General features: G+C 34.1%; 22 protein-coding genes and 1 pseudogene. 22 read left to right on the top strand and 1 reads right to left on the bottom strand.

Going from position 1 to position 24,310, the window contains the following annotated elements; genetic code table 11:
- The first annotated feature begins 61 nt into the window (after positions 1–61).
- From K5S59_RS06800 to bcbE, 20 genes and pseudogenes are all read left to right on the top strand, one after another.
- Positions 62–271: a DUF6366 family protein gene (locus K5S59_RS06800; RefSeq protein WP_000846275.1), complete on the top strand. Its 210-nt coding sequence runs from the start codon at positions 62–64 to the stop codon at positions 269–271.
- A gap of 213 nt (positions 272–484) precedes the next feature.
- Positions 485–2,788, top strand: a complete 2,304-nt coding sequence (locus K5S59_RS06795; protein WP_000738138.1) for a glycoside hydrolase — start codon at positions 485–487, stop codon at positions 2,786–2,788.
- Positions 2,789–3,076: 288 nt separating this feature from the next.
- Entirely contained in the window at positions 3,077–4,078 is a 1,002-nt protein-coding gene (locus K5S59_RS06790; protein ID WP_120449861.1) for an LCP family protein, read from the top strand.
- Positions 4,079–4,352: 274 nt separating this feature from the next.
- On the top strand, positions 4,353–5,600 hold the full coding sequence (locus tag K5S59_RS06785) for a hypothetical protein (RefSeq protein WP_120449863.1): 1,248 nt from the start codon (positions 4,353–4,355) through the stop codon (positions 5,598–5,600).
- Between the two features lie 13 nt (positions 5,601–5,613).
- Complete coding sequence (locus K5S59_RS06780; RefSeq protein WP_001142158.1) at positions 5,614–6,303, top strand: response regulator transcription factor; 690 nt, start codon at positions 5,614–5,616, stop codon at positions 6,301–6,303.
- On the top strand, positions 6,300–7,661 hold the full coding sequence (locus tag K5S59_RS06775; protein ID WP_098873312.1) for a sensor histidine kinase: 1,362 nt from the start codon (positions 6,300–6,302) through the stop codon (positions 7,659–7,661). The genes K5S59_RS06780 and K5S59_RS06775 overlap by 4 nt, the downstream gene beginning before the upstream one ends.
- 101 nt (positions 7,662–7,762) lie before the next feature.
- On the top strand, positions 7,763–8,584 hold the full coding sequence (locus K5S59_RS06770) for a peptidoglycan-N-acetylglucosamine deacetylase (RefSeq protein WP_000409392.1): 822 nt from the start codon (positions 7,763–7,765) through the stop codon (positions 8,582–8,584).
- Positions 8,585–8,598: 14 nt separating this feature from the next.
- Positions 8,599–9,255 carry a YkyA family protein gene (locus tag K5S59_RS06765; RefSeq protein WP_000877377.1) on the top strand — a complete coding sequence of 219 codons (657 nt, stop codon included), beginning with the start codon at positions 8,599–8,601 and terminating at the stop codon, positions 9,253–9,255.
- A 159-nt stretch (positions 9,256–9,414) separates the two neighbouring features.
- A complete protein-coding gene (locus K5S59_RS06760) occupies positions 9,415–10,095 on the top strand; it encodes an MgtC/SapB family protein (protein WP_000119503.1) in 681 nt (226 codons plus the stop codon).
- 69 nt (positions 10,096–10,164) lie between these two features.
- Positions 10,165–10,713 (top strand): GNAT family N-acetyltransferase, encoded by a 549-nt coding sequence (locus K5S59_RS06755; RefSeq protein WP_002071419.1) that lies wholly within the window; start codon positions 10,165–10,167, stop codon positions 10,711–10,713.
- Positions 10,714–11,011: 298 nt separating this feature from the next.
- Complete coding sequence (locus K5S59_RS06750) at positions 11,012–12,820, top strand: IucA/IucC family protein (RefSeq protein ID WP_098258267.1); 1,809 nt, start codon at positions 11,012–11,014, stop codon at positions 12,818–12,820.
- 59 nt (positions 12,821–12,879) lie between these two features.
- A complete protein-coding gene (locus K5S59_RS06745; RefSeq protein WP_033656034.1) occupies positions 12,880–14,718 on the top strand; it encodes an IucA/IucC family protein in 1,839 nt (612 codons plus the stop codon).
- Positions 14,705–15,943: a 3,4-dihydroxybenzoic acid-AMP ligase AsbC gene (gene asbC, locus K5S59_RS06740; RefSeq protein WP_098258266.1), complete on the top strand. Its 1,239-nt coding sequence runs from the start codon at positions 14,705–14,707 to the stop codon at positions 15,941–15,943. The genes K5S59_RS06745 and asbC overlap by 14 nt, the downstream gene beginning before the upstream one ends.
- Positions 15,940–16,194 (top strand): petrobactin biosynthesis protein AsbD, encoded by a 255-nt coding sequence (gene asbD / locus K5S59_RS06735; protein ID WP_001250754.1) that lies wholly within the window; start codon positions 15,940–15,942, stop codon positions 16,192–16,194. Before asbC ends, asbD begins: the two co-directional genes overlap by 4 nt.
- 44 nt (positions 16,195–16,238) lie before the next feature.
- On the top strand, positions 16,239–17,228 hold the full coding sequence (locus K5S59_RS06730; RefSeq protein WP_120449866.1) for a DUF6005 family protein: 990 nt from the start codon (positions 16,239–16,241) through the stop codon (positions 17,226–17,228).
- Positions 17,229–17,769: 541 nt separating this feature from the next.
- A complete protein-coding gene (locus tag K5S59_RS30100; RefSeq protein ID WP_000672788.1) occupies positions 17,770–17,898 on the top strand; it encodes a hypothetical protein in 129 nt (42 codons plus the stop codon).
- Positions 17,898–19,027: pseudogene (locus K5S59_RS06725) on the top strand (RNA-guided endonuclease InsQ/TnpB family protein). The gene K5S59_RS30100 and the pseudogene K5S59_RS06725 overlap by 1 nt, the downstream one beginning before the upstream one ends.
- Before the next feature lie 154 nt (positions 19,028–19,181).
- On the top strand, positions 19,182–20,024 hold the full coding sequence (locus tag K5S59_RS06720; RefSeq protein WP_000877666.1) for a sugar phosphate isomerase/epimerase family protein: 843 nt from the start codon (positions 19,182–19,184) through the stop codon (positions 20,022–20,024).
- Between the two features lie 127 nt (positions 20,025–20,151).
- Positions 20,152–20,358, top strand: coding sequence for an alpha/beta-type small acid-soluble spore protein (locus K5S59_RS06715; RefSeq protein WP_000113544.1), 207 nt, complete (start codon positions 20,152–20,154; stop codon positions 20,356–20,358).
- 237 nt (positions 20,359–20,595) lie between these two features.
- Positions 20,596–21,825, top strand: coding sequence for a bacillibactin exporter BcbE (gene bcbE, locus K5S59_RS06710; protein WP_000913350.1), 1,230 nt, complete (start codon positions 20,596–20,598; stop codon positions 21,823–21,825).
- Positions 21,826–21,878: 53 nt separating this feature from the next.
- On the opposite strand, the gene K5S59_RS06705 is transcribed toward bcbE, so the two are convergent.
- The gene (locus tag K5S59_RS06705) at positions 21,879–22,493 is read right to left on the bottom strand and encodes a LysE/ArgO family amino acid transporter (RefSeq protein WP_001287310.1); all 615 of its coding nucleotides are present in this window, start codon (positions 22,491–22,493) and stop codon (positions 21,879–21,881) included.
- A 115-nt stretch (positions 22,494–22,608) separates the two neighbouring features.
- Here K5S59_RS06705 and K5S59_RS06700 point away from each other — a divergent pair, with 115 nt between their 5' ends.
- Positions 22,609–24,054, top strand: coding sequence for an aminotransferase-like domain-containing protein (locus K5S59_RS06700; RefSeq protein ID WP_120449868.1), 1,446 nt, complete (start codon positions 22,609–22,611; stop codon positions 24,052–24,054).
- A 12-nt stretch (positions 24,055–24,066) separates the two neighbouring features.
- Positions 24,067–24,234, top strand: a complete 168-nt coding sequence (locus tag K5S59_RS06695) for a DUF3933 family protein (RefSeq protein WP_000816385.1) — start codon at positions 24,067–24,069, stop codon at positions 24,232–24,234.
- The last annotated feature ends 76 nt before the right edge of the window (positions 24,235–24,310 follow it).

Genomic DNA, 24,310 nt, shown 5'->3' with positions numbered 1-24,310 from the left:
TATAAAAGAAAAGTAATCATGTATAATTTAGTAAAGGGTGTATTCATTTGGAGGTGATCGTATGAAGACAGAGTCACCAGAAGAAAAAAGAGAACGTATAAGGCAAAGTGAATTGAAAAATAATCCTACCGGCTCTTTAAAGGATGGATTAAACAGAGCTGAATCCGGTAGTCCAGTTGATATGACAGGTGGTATGAATTGGAAAGGTACAGCGCTAGTAATTTTAGTGCTAGTTTTAGGCTATATTATATACACTTATTTTTTTAGTTAAGAAATGCCCATTAAAGTTATGAATTATTTGCTTTTATAAGTAGTGAGGATGAAAAAACACGGTTATTGTATTACATATACTTTAAGCAAATTATAGTTGTTCATACACACTTATTTATAATACTCAAAATAGAGCTAGCGTTATGCTGGTTCTATTTTTTTGCCACATTTCTGTAACAAAGCCCCTGTATATTCAGTGGTGGAGGTGCAGAAGATGAAAAAAATGATAGCAATATGTCTTCTTACAACTATGTCATTTTCGACTTTAGTTGGGTGTGATGTAAAAGGTAACAAGACTGTACAAGAGTCTGAAGTAAAGAAAGCGACGTATAAAGAGTTTACTTACGATGTAAATCCAGAGACTTTCATGTTAACTGTAGAACATGATGGTGTAAAGGAACAGGCGTCACAGCCGTTACCGAAAATGAAGGTTTCGAATGTGAAAAAAGTCAAGGATCGTACATCTTGGGAATATCCAGATCAAAAAGTAAAAGTGAATGTAGAAAAGAAAAAAGATCACTTAAATATTGAAGTGGAATCGACTGGTGCAGAAAGCTTTACGTGGCCGAAAGTACAAGCTGAAAATTATACACTTCCGTTATGGGAAGGTAAGCAAATTCCGAGTAATGATGAAAATTGGAAGAAGTTTTTAAAGGATGATGCATATTCATTTGTTGAATCATTTTCTATGAAGTTTTTTGCGTTAAATGGTTCGAAATATTCCATTGTATATATTGCGAACAATATGTTTAATAATGAATTGAAATTTCATTCGGATCCGAAAATAGGATTTGATTTTATACATGAATTCCCGCGTATAAATAAAAATAAAGCATATGGATTTCAATTATATGTGACAAATAATGATGCAGTCAGTATTGCTAAATTGTATAAGGATACTATTGCTAGAAAAGGTGAATTTAAAACATTGCAAGAAAAGGCTAGAAAAAATAAAGAGATTGAAAAACTTTATGGTGCGGCTCATTTTTATTTTTGGAATCAAAATGGTTTGTCTGACAGTAACGTAAATTGGCCAAAGATAAGAGAGAAAATAAATAGTCCTGTGTTTAGCCATATAAAAGAGCTTATTCAAAAGAATAGTTCGGAGCCTGGAGAATTGAATGTATTTGAGCAAGTAAGTAAACAAGATTTCATTGATCAGTACCAAAAAAATGTTATTTTGCGTTATGTAAATGAAGTATTATCAATGAAGGAATTGTATAAAAAGGATATTTTCCCAAAGGTTGATCAGAAGGCTAGTGAGTTATTAAACAAAGGCGTGGATCAGTTATCGAAGATGGAGTTATATGACTTAAATAAACATGTATTAAAGTCGGCGCTCGGTGATGCGGTTGAAGAAGTAAGTAAATGGGGTAAGGCAGATGGAACGGATATTATAAAGGAGATGAAAGCAGCAGGAATAGACAATGCGTGGATTGGGTTACCGAACTGGGAACAAGGGTATATGCAGCCTGATTTCGTGACAGAAGCTAAGAAAATGGGATATTTAGTTGGTCCGTATGATTCTTACCATTCTATTCACGAAAAGGCTGATAAAAATTGGAATACAGCTTCTTTTCATGATCCATCGTTATATGAAGAGGCAACTGTGACGAAGAACAATGGAGAAAAAGTGCAAGGGTTTTTAGGTAGAGGGCGAAAATTAAATCCAACTTTATCTCTTCCTAGTGTAAAAGAGCGAATGAACGATATATTACAAAATGGACCTAAATATAATTCATGGTTTATTGATTGTGATGCGACAGGTGAAATTTATGATGACTATTCGGCCAAACATATAACAACACAAGAACAAGATTTAAAAGCAAGGTTGCAACGCATGGATTATATTGCACAAGAAAAAGGTATGGTAGTTGGTTCAGAAGGTGGAAATGACTTTGCAAGTAGCACGATTGCATTTGCTCACGGCATTGAAACGCCGGTTATTAAATGGGACGATGAAGATATGAGGAAAAATAAAACAAGTCCGTATTATGTGGGTGGATATTGGTCACCGAATCAAAATGTTCCAGAAAAATATGCAAAACAAGTACCGTTGAAAGAAGAATATAAACAAGTATATTTAAATCCAGTATATTCGGTACCGTTATATAAATTAGTATACAACGATTCTGTAATTACAACGCATCACTGGGAATGGGGAAGCTTGAAAGTAAAAGATGAGGTAGGAAACCGTATGCTATATGAGTTATTGTATAATGTTCCTCCGTTGTACCATTTAGATGAAGTAGAGTGGAATAAGCATAAACAAGAAATTACGCAGCATCTGAAAGTTTGGAATGAAGTTCATAAAAAGGCAGTAAAAGAAGAAATGACGAATTTTGCATATTTGTCAGAAGAAAAATTAGTCCAATCTGCTTCATATGGAAAAGATATTAAAGTTATTGTGAATTTCTCAAATGAAGAGATAGAAATAGATAAGGCGAAACTAAAAGCAAAATCCGCTGTTATATATAATCATGGGAAGAAAACAATGTATACACCGCTTGAGGGATAATATGAAATGTATTGTATTGTTGCATTACTAATTTTTTAGGTGAAAATTGAAGGGTTCGAAACGAATAAATTTATAAATCTGTAATTTCGGATGTTACGAAGCGTTAAATTTTTGAAGTTGAAAAATAGTGACTTGCCAAAAATAAGCACGAGAGTATAATGTGAAATGGAATACATATTGGATTCATCATGTAACCTTACAAAAATGTAAGGTGTTTGAAAGGAAATTCAATATGAAGATTGTTAGACATACATTATACTAGGGAAAGAGAAAGAGAGGCGAATGAAGATGAGCTCTGAATTAGAACAAAATACGAGAAGCAATAAAAAACGTTCTAAAAGAAGGTCAATAAAATGGTTCATTTTAATTCCATTTTTCCTACTTATTTTTGGAGGAGTAGGATATGGATCATTAATATATAATAAAGCAAAAGCGGTTGTAAGTGATGCGTATGCACAAATTGATAAATCATCAAAACGTGATAAACAAGTTGAGCCTTTAAAGGATAACATCTCTATTTTAATTATGGGTGTAGATGGTAGTGAAATGCGAAAAAGTCAATATGGTGAAGCTGTTCGCACAGATGCACTTTTATTAGCAACAATTAATAAAGATGATAAATCAGTTAAATTAGTAAGTATTCCGCGTGATTCACGTGTATATATTCCATCTAGAAAGAAATTAGATAAAATTACACATGCACACGTATTTGGTGGTGTTGAAAGTACACGAGATACAGTGGAAAGATTTTTAAATGTTCCTGTTGATTATTATGTGAAGTTTAACTTTGAATCATTCGTACAAATTGTCGATTCACTTGGTGGTATTGATATTGATGTACCTGTTACTTTCACAGAGCAAGATAGTAAAGACCAAGCGGGTATGATTCATTTAGAAAAAGGCTTCCAACATTTAAATGGAGAACAAGCACTTGCACTTGCAAGAACGCGTAAAATTGATAGTGACGCAATGCGTGGACAAAGACAACAACTTGTAATAGAAGCAATTGCAAAAAAAGCGATGTCTGTGCAATCAATTAGCAAAATGGGTTCTTTACTTGATGCGGTTGATAAAAATATGAAAACGAACTTAACTTTCGATGATATGCTTGCGATTACAAAAAATATGGCAGGATCTAATTTAGAAATGGAAAAAATGCAAATAGAAGGTACGGATAAACGTATCGGAGGTATTTATTATTACATTCCAAACGAAAAAAATGTAAAAGATATTTCAAAAAAATTAAATGAGCATTTAGGTGTAACACCAAAACCAGTTCGAAATGAATAATAAAAAAAGATTGGCCTTTGCCAATCTTTTTTTATCCCTTTTGGAAAGAAGACTCCATCTGATTTGTGTTACGGGTGAAACCCAACAATTCAGGTGGAGATGAATTGCTGTCAAAAGGTAGGTTGAACTCTTTTGTTTCGTTCATCGGAATGGATTTGTAACTTTTCTGTAACGATTTTTTATTTTAGAAAAATTATACTCATATGTATGAGAATATTGGAGAAGCAAAAAGTAAAGAAAAATAATGAAAATCTGTAATAAGGAAAGATATCATATGCAGAAATGGATAGGCATTATGGGAATCATTTTTATGTTGACTGGATGTAAAATGTCTGAAGCTCCAACAAGTTTAATGGATGCTCCTGCCAATGAAAAATGGATTAATGAACTAAAAGAGCAAGTAGATAAAGATTTGCCTGTTAATTATCGATTGCTTACTCCAATGTCTAATAAAGATAAACAGATGATTTGGTCAATGGATTTTAAACAAGATAATAAGAAAGAAGCCATCTTGTTTTATAAATTGCCGAATGAAGATCATAGCGTATATTTAGCCGTATATGAAGAAGTCGGAAATGGCTGGAAAGTAAAGTCCACACATAGATTTGATGGTGGAGATGTAGATATCGTTGAAGTCGGTGATTTTACAGGGAACGGGAAGCGAGAGTTATTAATCGGAATTTCTATCAACCGTGAATCGTTAGAACATGTTATGTATGTTTTTTCAGAAGAAAATGAAGATATGAAGGAAATATATAATCGAAGTTATACGAAGTTATTCATAGAGGATTTAAATGAAAATGGATTGAAAGATATAAGCCTTGTTACGTATGAAAAGGATGAGAAATTGACAGTTGAGTTCATGGAACAATTTAAGACTTTATCTGAAGCGTCATTCGATCCATTTATAAATAGCATTCAAAGAATACAAATGGGCCGCATTTCTAAATCACTAAAGGCGGTTGTAATTGACGCAGGTGTTGGCGCTCATTCAGGGATAACATATGTAGCAAAATTTGATAAGGGTCATTATGAGCCACTACCTATAGATGGAAAAGAAGATTTATTCAATGATTATGTAGTCGAAAGCAAAGATATAAATGAAGACGGCATTATTGAATTTGTTCGTACAGTGCGTCCAAAAGGTTGGGAAGAAGTATCGTACGGAGAGAGTACGATGTTTGAACGTTATATTCAGTGGAGTGAAGATGGAATTAAACCGATAGAAGAAAGATATGTAAATATAGAGAAAGGTTATTTTGTCAAAATCCCGCAAACGTTAATTGGAAAAATAACTATCCCAGTTCAGCGAGAAGCATCAGATGTTCAAAAGTTTATAGATACTACGACAAATGAACTATGGCTTGAAGTCCATATATTTAAGCGGAAAGAATGGTTCAAAATAAAAGGTTACGAGGCAGCAGTGAAAACGGCTTCTCACGTATACGCCGTACCGAAACAACCACAATTTGAAAAAGTGAAAGCATATGTAAAACCGCTAGCGGATTATCAACAAGAGTAGGGAGGTGGAAATTATGCCAACAATTTTAGTTTTAGAAGATGAAATGCCTATCCGTAGTTTTATCGTCTTAAATTTGAAACGTGCTGGATTTTATGTGTTAGAAGCTAGTACGGGAGAAGAGGCGTTACAGATTTTATGTGAACATACTGTTGATCTAGCATTGCTTGATGTAATGTTACCAGGAATTGATGGTTTTCAAGTTTGTAAATCCATCCGGGAAGAAAATAAAAAAATAGGTATTATTATGTTAACCGCACGCGTACAAAATGAAGATAAAGTACAAGGACTAGGAATTGGTGCAGATGATTATATCGCAAAGCCGTTTAGTCCAGTGGAATTAACTGCACGTATACAATCGTTACTAAGAAGAATAGAAGTACATGATGAAAAAGCGAATACGATCATATCTGGCCCGTTTTCGTTAAATGTTATAGAAGAGAGATTATATAAAAGTGGACAATTAGTCGATTTAACCCCTACAGAGTATATGATATTACAATATTTAATGAATCAGGCTTCAAAGCCGGTTTCGCGTGATGAAATTTTAAATATGATTTGGGGAACGAATTATGTAGGTGAGACGAAAGTAGTAGATGTAAATATGAGACGGTTACGTCAAAAGATAGAATGTAATCCATCAGAACCTGAATTTATCCTTACTGTGTGGGGAAAAGGATATGTGTGGAAGGAAAGCATAAGATGAAAAGAAAAGTGACTTTATATTTTATGACGGTCATTATACTTATGCTTGTATTATTTGAAGTCGTATTTTCAGTCTCCATTTATCGATATTATTATAATGGTATTGTGCAATATATAGAATCTCATGCGAAGACAAGTACACGATTTTTCTCTGAATACAATTCACTATACTTTATTCGTTTGCAAGAATACAGCGGGGATATAATTGAGAGCTTTCAGTTAGAAGGAACTGAATTACAATTAATTGATCGCCATGGCACAATTATTCAGTCGTCAAGTGGACAAAAGGTAGAAGGTAAAGTAGTTATTCCGTATTCGTTACTAGAAGGAGAAATGTACCATCAAGTGACTACTACGAAAGAAAATGTGAAACAATTAGAAGTGATTAGTCCACTTATTCATCAAGGACAAACGATAGGTATTTTGAAATATACGACTGTTTTAACGAATGTAAATGCAAAGATTATCGAAATCATTATGTTTACTATTTCTGTAGGTATTGTTATTTCAGGCATTGTATTCTTAATTAGCAGGCGCTTAGCCAATTCATTTGTTGAGCCAATTGAATCTATCATTCAAGCATCCTCACAAATCGCAGAAGGAACGTTGAAAAATAAAATTAAAGAGGATTATCCTGGTGAATTAGGTGAGCTGGCACATAGTTTAAATCATATGTCTAATAAAATAGAACAAGCGGAACAGATGAAAAATGAATTCATTGCTTCGGTTTCTCATGAAATACGAACGCCTTTAACTGGAATTAAAGGTTGGAGTGAGACGTTAAAAACGGTAGATCATTTAACGGAAGAAGAGATAAAGCAAGGCATGGGAATTATATCAGGTGAAACAGACCGATTGATTCATTTAGTAGAAGAATTGCTAGATTTTTCAAGATTACAATCAAATCATTTCAATTTATATAAACAAAAGGTGCAATTATACGATATACTAGAGGAGACGATTTGGCAATTAACTCCTAATGCTGAAGAGAAGCAAATGCAATTCATTAAAACTATAGAACGAATTGAATTGATGGGAGATCGAAATAGGCTAAAGCAAGTTTTCTTGAATATTGTTCAAAATGCCATTAAATATTCACATAAAAATGGTAAAGTATATATTGAAGCGACTAAAAATGAAGGACAAGCAGTGATCAAGGTGAAAGACGAAGGGGTTGGAATTGCTAAAGAGCATTTACCATATATAGAACAGTCATTTTACCAGATTAATAACCACGCTACAGGTGCCGGTCTTGGTTTAGCTATCGTTAAAAAAATGGTAGAGCTTCATGGAGGTACACTTAGTTTTATAAGTAAAGAAGGAATAGGAACAACCATTTTGATAAAACTCCCATTATAATACATATATAGGTCTGTTTATATAGTGTAATAAAATAAATAGATGTATAATTATATTGGGTGATTTATATATAAGATTAATAGGGAGAGGAATTCGATAGAATGGAAAAAGCTTTTAAAATTAAACGAGTAGTAGTCGTTTTAATAGCGATTGCAGCAGTAGCTATTGGGTATTTCATGTTTCAATCCATTACGTCACCAGCAAAGGCTGTTGCAAAACAAGAAAACGTAGTACAGCTTGCAAGTGAACAACCGAAAGTAGAAATGAATAAAACGGCACCAAGTCGTTTTAATGGGAAAGAAAGAAAAGTTGCTTATCTTACATTTGATGATGGCCCAGGGAAATATACGGCTGAATTGTTAAATATGTTAAAACAGCATGATGCGAAGGCGACGTTCTTTTTAATTGGAGCGAATGTGAAAGAATTTCCGGATTTAGTGAAACGTGAAAATGCAGAGGGTCATTATGTAGGTATGCATAGTATGACACATAATTTTGCAAAGTTATATAAAAATGGCGAGTATGTAAATGAAATGAAAGAAGATCAAAGCTTAATCGCAAATATTATTGGAAAATCACCTAAATTAACACGTCCGCCATACGGTTCGATGCCTGGATTAAATGAAGGTCTTCGAAACAAAGTGGTAGAGGGCGGTTTTAAAGTATGGGATTGGACAATTGATTCATTAGATTGGAAATATAACAAAGTGCAAGTTGATGCAGCGGCAGCACAAATTGCTCAAAACGTAATAACAAATGCAACAAAACCACAGGAAGTTATTTTAATGCATGACATTCACCCACAATCAGTTGCTGCTGTGCCAGCAATTTTAAAAGGGTTAAAAGAAAAGGGTTATGAGTTTGAAGCTTATCATGAAGAGAGTCACTTCCCAGTGAATTTCTGGCATGATAACCGTATGTAATGGAGGAATGAACGTTGAAGTATAGAAAAGTAGCAGTAGTTGGAGCACTATCAGTAGGACTATTAACAGGTTGTTTCGGTGAAAAACCAGAAGAAAATCTTTATACAGCTTTTGAAACAGCGGCAACACAAGAAAAATCATTAGTTGATGAAGCGAAGAAGTTAGAGAAGTTAGAGAAGGAAGGTCAAGAGCTATATTCTCAAATTTTACAAGAAGGTAAAGATCATAATGACGCTGTTATGAAGAAGATAGAGCAAGCTACTGCAAATGTAGATGACCGTGAAAAAGTATTAAAAACTGAGAAAGAAATGCTAGAAAAAGCTCAGAAAGAAACGAAATCTGTGCAAGGAAATATAGAGAAGCTTGAAGATAAGAAGTTACAAAAACAAGCGAAAGCAGTAGAAGAGTCGTATAAAAACCGTTATGATGCATTCCAGAAGATGAATGAAAATTATACGAAGGCGTTAGCGACTGAAAAAGAACTGTATGAAAAATTAAAAGTAAAAGAAACGAAATTAAAAGAGATTGGTGAAAAAGTTAAAGCTGTTAATGAATCAACTGTGGAAGCACAAAAATCAAAAGAGCAATTTAACAATTTTACAAAAGAGTATAATGACAGTAAATTAGCATTCTACAAAGATGCAGAGATTAAGATTAAAGATCAGAAATAAAGAAGAATCTTAAGCATAATAAAAAGCCGGAGAAACATCGTCACAAATGTTTTTTCGGCTTTTTACGTTAAATGAATAGAAAAGGCTGGAATTGATATCATAAAAGAGTTATAGTGAATTATTCCAAGGGAAACATTGTAAAGTAAGGAGAATGGAAATATGTCATATGAATTTTTACTCAAATTAGGTTTAGCACTCTTTTTAGGATTATTCATCGGGATAGATAGGCAGCTAAAGAATAAACCACTTGGTGTGAAAACAAGTATGGTTATTTCTGTAGCAAGTTGTTTAATTACGATGGTTTCAATTGAAGCCGTACATGTATATTCTGTTCCAGGGCATACAAATATGGATCCAATGCGTCTAGCTGCTCAAATTGTGAGTGGGATTGGTTTTCTTGGGGCAGGTGTTATTTTACGAAGAAGTAATGACGTTATTTCTGGATTAACGACAGCTTCTATGGTGTGGGCTGCTTCAGCTTTAGGTATAGCAATTGGGGCGGGATTTTATTTACAAGCGACGGTTGCTATGATTTTAATTATTTTAGCAATTAACGTACTTCCACAACTTGTGAAAATTGCAGGTCCGTATTCATTAAGACAAAAGGATTTATCTATAAAAATTACTGTAAAAGAGCATCATGAGTTAGATGGTATATTTAAGCAAATCAAAAATTTAGGTATGCATGTGAAACGAGTGAAAATTAAAGATATAGATAGTGGAGCATTTCAGCAACTGGAGATGGTTATTTTAGCTCCAGAGGATTTATATACAACAGAGTTATATAGTTCCCTAAAAGAGATTGACCGAGTAGTTTCAGTTGAAGTGGAAAGTAGATAATTGTGAAAAAAAGAGTGAAGTGAATTCACTCTTTTTTTATTTGGATTTTTAAGGGAATAAATTGATATAATGATGAGTAAACAAGGGGGAGAAATGATGGAAATACATATTAGAAGAGCAATAAAAGATGATATACCAGGTATAGCAAAGGTGCATGCTGATAGCTGGAAAACAACGTATAAAGGGATATTTGCTGACGAAATTTTAGAAAATATAACATATGAGCAACGAGAAAAACAATGGGAAACCATTTTTCAACAAGAAGATAAATACCCATATAGATTTGTAGCAGAGACGTTAGATGGAACAATAATTGGGTTCATTGACGGGGGAGTTGAAAGAAGTGGTGCATATAATTGTGACGGGGAATTATATGCGATCTACCTTTTACAAGAGTATCAAGGAATGAAAATAGGACAAAAGTTATTTCAAGCTTTATTATCGGAATGTATAAACAATGATATGCAATCACTTTTAGTTTGGGTTGTTACGAATAATCCTTCTAAAAAGTTTTATGAAAAATATAATCCAGAAAAAATTGATACAAAATTTTTAGAGCGAGTACAGGTAGAAGAGACAGCATATTGTTGGAGGGATATAAATAATATTATTATGTAAACTTTATGTTTGAAAGAGGTATACCAATTAAGGTATACCTCTTTTGTTTAACTATTTTGAAGGGGATTACTAATGAAAAAAGTAAGTATGTAGTTTGAAAGTGAGAATTTTTTTCGTGTATTTTTAACTAGATTAAAGAAAAGAGAGAAAACAAGGAAAATTAAATTAGATAAAAAAATTCTGAAATATACTATTGAATTGAATATCATTATCAATTAGAATCATAGTTGATAAAGATATTCAATTATCAATTGTAATATGAAATTCTCATAGCGTTAATATAAAGAGGAGGACCAACATGCAGCATGCGAAACAAATCGCAGAACATGCAACATTACAAAGCTTTTTAAACTGTTATTTAAGAGAAACAGGGAGTGGAGAATGGATTACGGAGGATGAAAGAATAGTAAGTATCTTCAGTAATACGTTGAATAGAGATACAGTCCCCACATATTTATGTTGCCGACTATCGGCGCAGAACGTTACTTTGTATGGAGAAGTTATATATAAATCAGCAACAGATCGCCACTTGTTTGGAGAACAATTTTATTATCAAATGGGAGAAAATAAGAATATTATAAAAGCAGATTACGTTACAGTTATTACATTCTTAATAAAAGAGATGTCTATCAACTACGGAGAAGGGACGAATCCTGCCGAACTTATGCTTCGAGTTATACGCAGTTGTCAAAATATTGAGGAATTTATAAAAGAGAGAATAAAAGATACATCTGTATTATACGGTTTCCATACATCCTTTATAGAGGCGGAGCAATCTTTATTATTTGGACATTTAACGCATCCAACGCCAAAGAGTAGACAAGGTATTTTGGAATGGAAAAACGCAATGTATTCTCCAGAATTAAAAGGAGAATGTCAGCTTCATTATTTTAGAGCACATAAAAGTATAGTAAATGAAAAATCATTATTATTTGATTCTGCAACAGTAATTCTAAAAGAAGAGTTACGTAATGATGAGATGGTGAGTAAGGAATTTATATCGAAGTATTGTAAGGAAGATGAATATTCATTACTTCCAATTCATCCCCTTCAGGCAGAATGGCTATTACACCAATCTTACGTACAGGATTGGTTAAATCAAGGAGTACTTGAATATATCGGTCCGGCCGGTAAGTATTATATGGCAACATCATCACTTAGGACGTTATATCATCCCCACTCAAAATATATGCTTAAGTTTTCATTTCCAGTAAAAGTAACAAATTCAATGCGCATTAACAAATTGAAGGAACTAGAAAGTGGTCTTGAAGGAAAGGAAATGCTAAATACAGCGATTGGTGAAGTGCTAGAAAAGTTTCCGGGTTTTGATTTTATTTGTGATCCAGCATTTATTACATTAAATTACGGAGCAGAAGAATCTGGATTTGAAGTAATAATACGAGAAAATCCTTTTTATAGAGAACATGCAAATGACGCTACATTAATTGCTGGACTAGTTCAAGATGCTATACCTGGAGAACGTACTCGTTTATCGAATATTATTCATCGACTAGCAGATGTAGAAAGTAGAAGCTGCGAAGAAGTCAGTTTAGAGTGGTTCAGACGATATATGAATATTTCTTTAAAGCCGATGGTATGGATGTATTTACGTTATGGTGTTGCATTAGAAGCTCATCAGCAAAATAGTGTTGTTCAGCTAAAGGACGGTTATCCGGTTAAATATTATTTCCGTGATAATCAAGGGTTTTATTTCTGTAATTCAATGAAAGAGATGCTTAATAATGAGTTAGCTGGTATTGGAGAACGTACTGGAAATTTATATGACGATTATATTGTAGATGAAAGATTTCGTTACTACTTAATTTTTAATCATATGTTTGGACTCATTAACGGTTTTGGCACAGCAGGATTAATTCAGGAGGAAATTCTTCTCTCTGAATTAAGATCTGTACTTGAGTCGTTCCTTCCTTATAACCGTGAGCCTTCTACCTTTTTAAGAGAATTGTTAGAAGAGGATAAGTTGGCATGTAAAGCCAATTTATTAACGAGATTTTTTGATGTCGATGAGTTAAGTAATCCTTTAGAACAAGCAATTTACGTACAGGTACAGAATCCGCTCGTTAGAGAAGTGGCTGTTCGTTCATAAATAACGTTAAAATTTCACGTAATACAAATAATGGTATTTCCCGTAAGGTGGAGGGGGTTATGAGGGTGGACATGTATCATACGAAAATATTGAAGGCGCTTGAATCAGAAGATTACATTTCAGTGCGAAGAAGAGTGTTACGTCAATTAGTAGAATCGTTAATTTATGAGAGAATCATTACGCCAGTTCGTATAGAAAGTGAAGAACAAATTCTCTTTATAATACAAGGACTTGATGAAGAGAACAAAAGTGTCACGTATAAATGCTATGGAAGAGAACGAATGACATTTGGACGTATTTCTATAGATTCATTAATAGTAAGATTTCAAGAGGAAAAACAAGAAGTACAATCAGTTTCGCAATTTTTAGAAGAAGTTTTTCGAGTTGTTAACGTAGAACAAACGAAATTAGATTCTTTTATTCACGAATTAGAACAAACGATATTTAAGGACACGGTTGCGCAATATGAAAGACATAATAAGGTGAAATATACTCAAAAATCATACGATGACTTTGAAAGCCATTTAATAGACGGTCACCCATATCATCCTAGCTATAAAGCGCGCATTGGATTTCAATATCGCGACAATTTTCAATATGGATATGAATTTATGAGGCCAATAAAACTTATATGGATTGCAGCCCATAAGAAATATGCAGCTGCAGGTTATGAAAATGAAGTGGTTTATGACAATATTTTAAAAGGTGAGATAGGCGCGCATACATTAGAAACGTATATGGAACGAATTCATAGTGCGGGATGTAATCCAAAACAGTACGTGTTTATACCTGTTCATCCTTGGCAATGGGAGAATTTCATCATTCCAAATTACGCTGATCATATACAGGATAAAAATATTATTTATTTAGGACAATCAGCGGATGATTATTGCGCGCAACAATCAATGAGGACGTTAAGAAATGTTACGCATCCAAAGAGACCATATGTAAAGTTGTCGTTGAACATACTTAACACTTCAACACTTCGTACGCTGAAACCATATTCAGTTGTGAGTGCACCAGCTATATCGAATTGGTTAAGTGATATCGTAAGTCGGGATTCTTATTTAAGGGATGAATCACGCATCATTTTGTTAAAAGAATTTTCGAGTGTAACGTATGATACGAATAAGAAAGCCACATATGGTTCATTAGGATGCATTTGGCGTGAAAGTGTTCATCTTCATTTAGATGAGCAAGAGGATGCGGTTCCCTTTAACGGCTTATATGCAAAAGAGAAAGATGGTACACCAGTTATTGATACATGGTTAAACAAATATGGGATAGAAAATTGGCTACGATTACTGATTCGAAAAGCAATCATACCAGTTATACATCTTGTTGTAGAGCATGGGATGGCGTTAGAATCACACGGACAAAATATGATTTTAGTTCATAAAGAAGGGTTACCTGTCCGTATTGCATTAAAGGATTTCCATGAAGGACTTGAGTTTTATCGTCCATTCTTAAAAGAAGTTAATAAATGTCCGGACTTTACTAAAATGCATAAAACGTATGCGAATGGAAAAATGAATGATTTCTTTGAAATGGATCGTATTGAATGTTTACAAGAGATGGTATTAGATGCACTGTTCTTATTTAATGTAGGAGAATTAGCTTTCGTACTTACGGATGAATATGATTGGAAAGAAGAAAGTTTTTGGATGATAGTTGTCGAAGAAATTGAAAATCATTTTAGAAAATATCCACACTTGAAAGATAGATTTGAAAGTATTCAGCTATACACTCCTACATTCTATGCTGAGCAATTAACGAAGCGTCGATTATATATGGATGTGGAATCGCTCGTTCATGAAGTTCCAAATCCATTGTATAGAGCAAGACAACTAAACAAACAAAATTCAGTTGTTACAGGGGGAAATTATGCTAATCGTTAATAAAGAAGAGTATAGCAAAAGTGATTTTGATTTGAGGTTACAAGTTTATGAGGAAATGGAGCAATTTCAAGAAGTAGTAGGAAATAGGTTTGCGCTTTGTCTGAAAGATCCATTCGATATTATTACGCTTGTGTTTTTCTTAAAAGAAAAGAAAGCCTCAGTTTTACTTATACATGAAGATACGCCAAAAGAAACGGCTATTGAAATGGCAAAGCGTGCAAATTGTATTGGGATTTTATATGGAGAATATAGCGGTTTTACGAAATTAGAAGTAGTGAACGCTTTATTAGAAGAGCCGTCTTTATTGCAATATAGTTCTGGAACAACAGGAGAACCAAAACTGATTCGTAGAGCATGGACGGAAGTGGATACAGAAATTACTGCTTATAATGAAGCTTTAAACTGTGAAGTAGATGAAGTGCCGATCGTTATGGCTCCTGTTTCACATTCATACGGACTAATATGTGGTACGTTATCTGCAATTACAAGGGGAAGTAAACCTATCATCATTACGAATAAAAACCCTAAATTCGCATTAAATATCGTTCGCCATACAGAAAAACATATCATATATGCAGTACCACTTATGTTACATATTATGGGGAGTTTCCCGCAAGGAACGTATCAGTTTCATAAAATTATGACATCTGGAGCACCTTTGCCAGAAGCATTATTTTATAAACTAAAAGAAACGACAACATATATGATGCAGCAATATGGTTGTTCTGAAGCAGGTTGTATTAGTATATGTCATGATATGAAAAGCCATTTAGATTTAGGGAAGCCACTACCTCATGCGAGTATAAGCATCGGTTCAGATGAAAATATGCCTGAAGAAATCGTAGTGAAAATGAACGATAAGGAAATTTTCACGAAAGATTTGGGGTATAAGACGGAGCGAGGCCTTCATTTTATGGGGCGCATGGATGATGTGATTAACGTTTCAGGATTAAAAGTCTTTCCTTTAGAGGTAGAAGAAACAATGCTTCGACTAGAAGGTGTTCAAGAGGCAATTGTATATCGAGGGAAACATCCCGTGATGGGCGAAATTGTTAAAGCGAAAGTCATCTCCCATGTTGATCCAGTGCGAATAAGAGAATGGTGTATGCAGCATTTACCATCTTATAAAGTTCCACATGAGATTGAAAGTGTAACTGAGATTCCGAAAAATAAAACTGGAAAAGTAAGTAGAAAGCTACTAGAGATGGGAGAGGTTACAACATGAGACGTGAAACATTAAAAAATGAAATTTTGAAAATTATGATAGAAAAAATGGAACTAAAAAATGTAACACATTTAGAAGAAACGATGCGTTTGAACCAAGATTTATATATAGATTCGGTAATGATGTTACAGCTTATAGTATACATAGAAATGGATGTAAAGCTATGCGTTCCAGAGGATGAGGTAGACCCAAAAGCGTTTCTTACTGTAGGATCTTTACTTGATTTTATGGAGGAGTTACAACCGGTATAAGAAGTAAATGTAAATAATTAGCCTTTAGGAAAGTGGATGAGAATATGACTTCAATTAAAGTGCACTGTTTAGTGAGTTGTTTTTGCGAAATTATAAAAAGGCGTAGCGATATTGATTTTCGTCCCTTTTATTTCGGACTATGGGACGGCGATTTTGATATAACAGAAGGCGGCATTATTTCGTATCACTCCGAAAATATTAACCACGATAATTATTTATTATGGTATGAAAAGTTGTATGGCATAAAAGTGAACGAATGGTATGATCATGCAAAAGATAAGGATAGCAATGTAGAAACGTTTTTACAATTAGTAGAAAACACGCCAGAGAATCGCTATGTCATTGTAATGGTTGATATGTCTCTATTGCCAGAGAGGGAAAATAAATTCCATCAAAAACCGTTTCCGCATTACTTAATGATATCAAAGACAGAGAAAGAAGAAGAATGGTTCATGCTAGATCCTGATTTTCGCTGGGAAGGGAATATGGAAAGAGAAAAAGTACTTCACTCTGTTCGAGATAACCCATTTGGCGGAGGGTATTTCATTGATATAGAAAAAATTCAGGAGCCAACAGAAGAAATGGTAGCGAGTTATTTCATAGAAACTTTCAAAAGAAACGATAATGAATTGACTATGGAGCTGAAAAATTTAATTATAAAAATGGCAAATGAAGTAGAAGGGTATTCGCTTTCTAGTCTTGTAGCGGCAGTCAAACAAATACCAGTACTCGCAATACGTAAATATAGTTATGAACATGCCTTTGCATACTTCCGTGAAACGTTGCAATATTCGGAGCAAGAGTTTGATTATTGGTGTGATCGGGTAGAAGATATTGTACAAGGATTTACAAATGTACAGTATCGTGCAATTAAAATGGCAATGATGAATAATAAAGGTATGTTATTAGCAATTGTTGAAAAGTTGGATGAAATGAATGCAATTGAACTGCAGATTAAGGGTGAACTAGAGAAACAGTTTTTGTTATGGAGAAAAATGGAGAAAAATGGAGAAAAATCAGTCTGTCTTAACTAGTGTAAGTTCATTGAATTTAATATAAGGGTAACTAACTGTTACGATTTATTTAACCAATTATAACGAAAGTTAATTAAATATATCAGTAAGCCCTGCTAGTCAAGTGATTGGCTAGTAGTGAGGGTTAACTGCGGGCAATCCCTAAAGCTGATTGAACTACAACGTGGCTAGAAATGGCGAGCGTGAATGTCGCGAAAGCAGAAAAAATCAATCAGATGATGCAAGGTTAAATCCTAAACACTAGAACAATGGGTCTTCCGCCTCGAATCATCTAAGTCAAAATGGATAAGATGAACGTTCAACGACTATCTCGTATAACTGACGAGAGTACACCACAAGCCTATGGTGGTGGAAAAATCCTCTATCTCTAAAGAGATAAACATATAGTCTGCGCTCATGTGAAAACATGAGAAGTTCATAAGAGAACTGGCTAAGGAATTGCGCCCTTAGTTGAACAAGATAAATTTTATTGAATCTATCAAACTTTATTGAATTTATCGAACGTACGTGCTACGTTTGGTTCAATGAGGTGAGAATAATAATGAAATTTTCACGAGTTAGTCAAGTATCGGAATTAACAGGTTTGTATCCTGGTAGTCTTAGGAGAATGCTGGTGGAACACGCTACGATTCAGAAGAACAAATCTTTCATTAAAGGAGTTACATTCTGATGATATTGGCGAAGAAAGTTAGACTAATTCCAACGCCTGAACAAGAAAAAGTGCTTAGAAACCATGCTGGTGCTGCAAGATTTGCTTATAACTATTGTAAAAGAATGAGTGATAGATACTATAAGCTATTTGGAAAATCTGTTTCACAGTTAGCTTTACAGAAACGATTTACAAAGATCAAGAAGCGAAAGAGATATGAGTGGTTAAAAGACATCAATGCACAAGTTCCCAAACAGGCTTCAAAAGATTTTGATACGGCGAGGAAACATTCGTTCAAAAAGTACAAAAATGGTTCTCACACTTCTTATAAATCCAAAAAAGATGTAATCCAAGGATTTTATGCTAATTATGAAAGACTGATTATAGGAAAGAAAGTAGTTCATATTCAGTCTATTGGAGAAGTGAAAACAAGCCAACAACTACCAAGAAACAAAAAACCATCCAATCCAAGAGCTACATTTGACGGTCGTCACTGGTGGATTAGTGTAGGATTCCAAGAAGACTTTGAATTACAAGAACTAACCGATGAGTCGATTGGTGTGGATGTTGGTTTAAAAGAGCTGTTTGTAGCTTCTAATGGTATGAAAGAACGAAATATAAACAAAGATGCCAAGGTTAAAAAACTTTTGAAAAGGAAAAAGTCAGCACAAAGAGATATGTCTAGGAGATTTAAAAAGGTGTAAAAATTCAATCTGCCGGATATGAAAAAGCGAAAGCTGAGCACCTGCGGTTATCTAGGAAAATTACGAATATCCGAAATAACCATATCCATCAAGCGACAGCTAAATTGGTGAAAACCAAACCAATGAGGATTGTTGTGGAAGACTTATCTATCTCAAACCTGTTAAAAAACAAAAAACTATCGAAAGCATTTTCATTTCAAAAATTAAACTTCTTCTTTCAATGTTTGTCATACAAGTGCGAGAAGTACGGCATTGCGTATGTAAAAGCTGATAAATGGTTCGCCTCAAGCAAGATTTGCTCATGTTGCGGAGTAAAATACGACCATTCAGTTCAACCAGAAGGACAGTGGAGTTTAAAAATACGTGAGTGGTGTTGTGCTTCATGCAATAGCCACCACGATAGAGATTTAAATGCTGCGATAAATTTATCAAGATGGGTAAAATAATTGCTTGATAATAGGAGGTAACGATACTGCCTCGTGTGGAGTGTTATACCCCTCGTCCCTTCGGGGTTGCGAGAACACTTTGAAGCACTAACTTGTGTAAATTTGATTGGATTGTATAGATTTAGTTAAGTTTATCGTATCGGAGTTCGAACCTATGAAATATTCATTATGTACTATTTCCTTTCGTCATCAATTAATTTCATTTACTGATATTGTTCAATTTGCATATGACAACGGTTTTGAAGGGATTGAATTGTGGGGTACTCATGCACAAAATTTGTATATGCAAGAGTATGAAACGACAGAACGAGAATTGAATTGTTTAAAGAATAAAAACTTGGAAATTACGATGATAAGTGATTACTTAGACATATCCTTATCGGCAGATTTTGAAAAAACGATAGAGAAATGTGAACAACTTGCAATACTAGCTAATTGGTTTAAAACGAACAAAATTCGTACGTTTGCTGGACAAAAAGGTAGCGAAGATTTCTCGGAACAGGAGAGAAAAGAGTATGTGAATCGTATTCGCATCATTTGTGAAGTATTTGCTCAGCATAATATGTATGTACTTTTAGAAACGCATCCAAATACGTTAACGGATACGTTGCCTTCTACTTTGGAATTATTAGGAGAAGTAGATCATCCGAATTTGAAAATAAACATGGATTTTCTTCATATATGGGAGTCTGGAGCAAATCCAATAGACAGCTTTCATCGACTAAAGCCGTGGATACAACATTATCATTTTAAGAATATATCGTCAGCAGATTATTTACATGTGTTTGAACCGAATAATGTATATGCAGCAGCGGGAAGTCGAATTGGTATGGTTCCATTATTTGAAGGTGTCGTAAATTATGATGAGATTATTCAGGAAGTGAGAGGTACTAACCATTTTGCTTCACTCGAATGGTTTGGACATAATGCGAAAGATATATTAAAAGAAGAAATGAAAGTATTAATAAATAGAAATTTAGAAGTAGTAACTTCTTAATATAAAATGATGTAAGAGTCTCTCATCGTAGAGACTCTTTTTTTATAAAAAAATAATAACCAAAAATTACCATGTATTTAAATTGAAATTTAACACAATTTATATATAAATAAGGAGGTGATTGGTAATGGCTAGAAATCGTAATTCTAATCAATTAGCATCACATGGAGCACAAGCGGCTTTAGATCAAATGAAATATGAAATTGCACAAGAGTTTGGTGTACAACTTGGCGCTGATACTTCTTCACGTGCAAACGGTTCTGTAGGCGGTGAAATTACAAAACGTCTAGTAGCGATGGCAGAACAACAACTTGGTGGCGGATATATTCGCTAATTGTAGAAGGTTATAGGAGAAAGGAAGGATTCTTCCTTTCTTTTTTTTTCAATTAATTGGTATGGATATATTGCGAACTGGATTCAAAGAATAGGAATTATACTATATTTTCCCCAATTTCTTTTGTTGTAAATGGGAAGTAGTAAAGATGTAATAGCCCTGGTGGAATGAAAAATTACGTTCCAGCAGGGCTATTATATGGTAAGAAATATATGATGAAAGGGTTCCGAAGCCAACATGTTAAAAAAAGAAAACTGTTGTTTAATTGCGCTTGCATCAGTTCCACTTGTTATGACATTAGGGAATTCAATGCTCATTCCAATCCTACCGACTATCGAAAAGAAGCTACATATTTCATCATTTCAAGTATCCATGATTATTACAATTTACTCTATTGTAGCCATTTTACTTATACCGATTGCTGGTTATTTATCAGATAGATGGGGACGAAAGATGGTAATGGTTCCAAGTTTGCTGATTGCGGCTATAGGAGGAGCGATAACTGGTTGGGTATCTTGGAAAGTTGATAATCCCTACACTTGGATATTGATTGGTAGAGCGATTCAAGGTATTGGTGCTGCTGGTGCAATGCCAGTTGTTATACCGTGTGTTGGTGATTTATACAAAGATGAAAAACAAGTTAGTACAGGTTTAGGAATCATTGAAACATCAAATACATTTGGAAAAGTGCTGAGCCCTATTTTAGGATCTGCTCTTGCTGCCATTGTATGGTTCTTACCATTTTGGGCGATTCCAATTTTATGTGTAGTATCAATTGTTTTATTACTTGTTCTAGTAAAGGCAAAGAAACAAGAAGGAGAAGTACCACCACTTAAAGAGTTTATAAAATCTATTCTCTCTACGTTTCGAGAAAAGGGAAGATGGTTGATTGCCATTTTTGTATTAGGTGCAATTATTATGCTTATTTTATTCGGAATTCTCTTTTATTTGTCGACTATACTGGAATCAAAGTATGACATTCATGGTATATGGAAAGGGTGTGTACTTGCTATCCCGTTACTTGTACTCTCGCTTAGTTCATATATGGCTGGTAAAAAAATTGGAGATAATCAAAATGTGATGAAGAAGTGTATTTATATTGGTTTTTTAATGGCTTCTGCTTCAGTCATTATTCCTTTATTTATAAAAGGAATCTATTTACTACTTCTTTGTCTCGTTATTATGGGAATCGGAATTGGTATGGCACTCCCATGCTTAGATGCTTTAATTACACAAGGGATTGAAAAGGAGCAAAGGGGGACCGTTACGTCATTTTATAGTTCCATGCGATTTATCGGTGTAGCAGCTGGACCACCTCTATACTCTTTTTTCATGAAAGGTGCTGACCATGAAGTGTTTTATTTAACAAGTATATTCGCTGGTATTGGTGCAGTTATAGCGATCATTTGGATTAAACCAGCAAAAGAGGAAAAGAACGTAAAACAGGAACCGGAACCTACTTCATAATTTGTAAGAGAATTGCATGATATTTTATGGAACATGCAATTCTCTTTCGTTCATTAAGAATAAATCACTTGTGTTAACATATAAATTGCGACACTCCATATGATGAGACCCGAAAACTTATTTAATAATGCGATGGTCTTTCCAGTTGAGTCTATTCTTTTTAGAAATTTCCCCGCTAAAGCTAAGCTTATAAACCAAATCCAAGAAACGATAATAGTTGCAAGTGTGAAAGCCCATTTTTCACTTCCTATGTATTGAATAGAATTTGTTCCAATTACACCAATTGTATCTAAAATTGCATGTGGATTTAATAACGAAACCGATGCAGCGAAAAGGATTTGCTTTTTTAATGGCATGCTACTTTCTTGTTTTATATCGTTGGAAGGGTTACTTCTCCAAATAACAAAGCCCATATATAGGAGAAAGAAAAATCCAATTATATATAACGTGTTAGTTAGCCAAGAAAAAGTAAGGAGTACAAGGGAGACACCCTGCACCGCAATTAATATGAGTAACGTATCACATATAGAGGCAGTTAATACTACAGGAGCTGCCCTCCAAATGTTTGGTTGGCTCGCACCTTGGTTAAAGACGAAAACATTTTGGACACCTAATGGAATGATAAGACCAAATGCAAGAATGATACCATGAATAATTGCTTCACTCATCATATTACCTCCTATTTAAATTTATTATGATAGTGTATATTGTATAGAAGAAATGAAAATTTGTATCCATCCATATGGTTGGGGAGGTTACCAACCAAAAAGAATATAAGGTGATATGATGGAAAGATTCGTTTGGAAACCGAATATGTCTCTAACGACACCTCTGTATAAACAAATAGAAACGTATATAAAAGAAAGAATCGTTAATGGAGAATGGACTGTTGGAACGAAATTACCTTCACAAAGAGATTTGGCACATACATTTGGTGTGAACCGGAGTACAATTGTAATGGCTTTTGATGAGCTAGTGGCAAAGGGATACATTGAAGGAAATGGCAGGAAAGGAACAATTGTTGTAAATAATAATGTGAATACCTTAGCTTATGCCCCGCCACCTAATTGGCAGTCTTATGTAGAAACAGGACTTCATTATCCGAACCTTCCTGCTATTCAAGAGATTAACCAAGCTGAATTTTATCCAAATGTAATTCGTTTAGGAACAGGTGAGCTCGCGCCAAGTCTTTTACCTGAAAAAAAGATGAAAGATATTATGAATAAGCTTTTAAGGTCGAGTATGATACTTGGGTATGAAGAACCGAAAGGGAATTTCTATTTAAGGAAGAAAATTGCGAACTATTTAAAAGGACATGGTGTATATGTAACTCCTGATTCTATATTAATTGTTTCAGGAGCAATTCAAGCTTTGCAACTTATTTCTATGGGGCTTCTTCCAAAAGGGGCATCCATCTTATTAGAAAAACCATCATATTTATATTCTCTTAATGTTTTTCAATCAGCAGGAATGCGCTTAATTGGAATACCGATGGATGAGAATGGTTTACATGCATCATATATTATGAAATATAAGAAGCAATTTAATGCATCTATTTTATATACAATCCCGTCTTTTCATAATCCGACAAACTTTAGTATGAACGAAAAGAAACGAATAGAAGTTATGGAAATATGTAACGAAATTGGATTGCCTATTATAGAAGACGCGGTGTATCAAGACTTATGGTTTGATGGGCCTGTTTCAAAACCTTTAAAAGCATATGATAAAAATGGGATTGTACTACATATCGGGAGTATGTCTAAAGTCATTAGTCCAGGGCTAAGAATTGGATGGATTGTTGGATCTGAGCCAGTCATTCAAAGATTGGCAGACATAAAGATGCAAACAGATTATGGTTCAAGTTCTATATCCCAACAAATTGCAGCGGAATGGTTTGCAGATGGATTGTATGATGAACATTTACAGTTTGTAAGAACTAAGTTGAAAAAGCGCAGAGATTTTATGATACAAATGTTAGAGAAATATTGTCATGATATAGCAACTTGGTATAAACCGTCAGGTGGTTTTTATATTTGGCTACATATGAATGTATCCGTTTCGAACCGTAGCTTATTTGACAAAGCATTGAAAGAAAAGATTTTATTAAATCCAGGTAATTTGTATGATAGAAGTGCAAACCAATTTTTGCGTCTATCCTATTCATACGCAACGTTAGAAGAAATTGAAATAGGTATAAAAAAACTTGCACAATTAATGAAAAAGTAAGAGGAGAAAGTAATGAAACAATATGTAATTTGCCAAATTATTAATGGGAAAAAATATTTAGCTGCTTATGCGGAGACGAAGCAGGATGCAATTGAAAAAGCAGAATTGTTAGGATTACGAACAGGAAATCGATACACAGTTATTACTGCGGAAGAAGCAGAAGGGTTAACGTATCCTTAAGCAACAAATAATATTGATGCAGGAAGTAAATGAGCCTAGTATTATATGATATTACTAGGCTTATTTTTTTTGAAAG

The sequence above is a fragment of the Bacillus sp. BML-BC051 genome, from assembly GCF_019656175.1.
GTDB classification, from domain to species: Bacteria; Bacillota; Bacilli; order Bacillales; family Bacillaceae_G; genus Bacillus_A; species Bacillus_A mobilis.
Note: the sequence above shows the minus strand (reverse complement) of the source record. Positions and strands in the feature narration are given on the sequence as shown.